This window comes from Desulfomicrobium macestii (assembly GCF_014873765.1).
Taxonomy (GTDB): domain Bacteria; phylum Desulfobacterota; class Desulfovibrionia; order Desulfovibrionales; family Desulfomicrobiaceae; genus Desulfomicrobium; species Desulfomicrobium macestii.
The window spans coordinates 1-1547 of record NZ_JADBGG010000091.1 but is presented as its reverse complement, the minus strand read 5'-3'; the positions used below and the strand labels follow the sequence as shown (position 1 = coordinate 1547).

1 protein-coding gene is annotated in these 1547 nt (G+C 49.1%); it reads right to left on the bottom strand.

All coding sequences use genetic code 11. The features are described from left to right. Positions 1 to 16 precede the first annotated feature (16 nt). The gene (locus H4684_RS20470; protein WP_192625173.1) at positions 17 to 1408 is read right to left on the bottom strand and encodes an IS4 family transposase; all 1392 of its coding nucleotides are present in this window, start codon (positions 1406 to 1408) and stop codon (positions 17 to 19) included. Between the last annotated feature and the right edge of the window lie 139 nt (positions 1409 to 1547).

Below are 1547 nucleotides of genomic sequence, written 5' to 3'. Positions count from 1 at the left end.
TTCTCGACTTTCGGGGTTAGCCATTAGTAGCTAACAACCTTTGTTCATTGAAAATATAATCGAAATTGCGCCCCAAACTGCGTATTCCGTCTCGGAAAGCCTCAAGCAGTATGCGTTCAGCCTCGTTCTGGGCTTCGCCAAGTTTCTTCAGGTTTTCCAGGGTAATGCCTAGGATTTGGCACAGCGCCTTGACGAGCGTGCAGTCCTCCGCCTCCTCGCAGCAGCGATGGAACAGCAGGCCGAGGGTTCTTGGATCTTCCGTCCTACGCTTCTCGATGCTCAGAAAAATGTACCGGGTCATCACGATGGTCGTGTGGGCTATGAGGGCATCGAAGTCCCGGCTTTGGCAGCCTTTCTCTAGTTCCAGATGCTGCTTGGCCGTGCGGAAGAACACTTCGATGTCCCAGCGCTTGCCGTAAATGCGGACAACGTCTTCATCGGCAAGGATGAGGTCAGTAGTAAGCAAGGCCAGCCAGTCTCTTTTGTGCTTGTTTCGCACGAAGACGAGTTTAGCCTTGAGGCCATCCTTGAACTCAATTTGGGCATTGGCCAGGATCTTGGCTCTGCCTCGGCGTTTGCGGATCTGGCTGTAAATCTGCGTCACGTCCATCTTCTGTCCTTCGAAGATGTAGTGGATCTTGGGCGTGCGTTTGACCATGCAGATGACGGGGATGTGCTTGCACACATCGGAGATCAGGGTGGGCATGGCGAACCAACTGTCCATAAGGAGGTACTTGGCCTTGATGCCGGCCTTCAGCGCACGCACAATCATGGGCTCAACCAGTTCTGTCGATTTGGTCACAGCCTCCTGACGCCGCCGCGCACCGCATGATCTTTTATCAAGGTCTTTGGAAACTTCCTGGTATCGTTGCTTTTTGTTCGCAGAAGAGCGCAGCGCAAAGTCCAGAGGTAAAAGGGTTGATCCATCGGACCAGGCCAGCGTGAGCAACTTGAAGCCTTTGAGGAATCGCCCGGTCGTATGGTCGTGAACCTTTGCCAACAGTTCAACCTTCTTCGATCTGGGACGCTCAATAGTGGAATCATCAAGAATGAGCACGGATTCGCGATCTTTGTTGGTCAACCCGTCTATGAATTCATGAACGCCAAAGGCCAGTTTGAGCAAGAATCTTCTCCAGCCAAAATTGCTTGAGCGCATGAACTCATAGATGGCATCTTTTCCGACATCGCTTTTAGGATTGATGACGATGCTTCGATAGATATTCTTTCCGATGAACGGAAGAACAAAGATGTTCAGAAGAATGGTCAAAGCAGAATATCCTCTTGCTTTCTTGATACTTGAATTTCGCGCAATGGTCGCAATTCCGAACTGACTGAAAAACGAATCGATTCTGCTCTCACACTCGTTATTAATGAGTTGCAAATCGATGGCATTATTTGTAGTTTGCATGCGGGGATTCCTTTTTTTGTGTTCTGTTGTGTGGTAACAAAAGAACTACTACAGAAGGAGGATCCCCTCAATCAAAATATTCAATTATTCCCAATAGATTTCTGTTTCGACGACTTTACTAACAACCCCGAAAGTCGAG

Bases quoted from the DNA above. Each gene is read 5' to 3' on its own strand.
- H4684_RS20470 (WP_192625173.1), bottom strand. From the start codon at position 1,408: ATGCAAACTACAAATAATGCCATCGATTTGCAACTCATTAATAACGAG.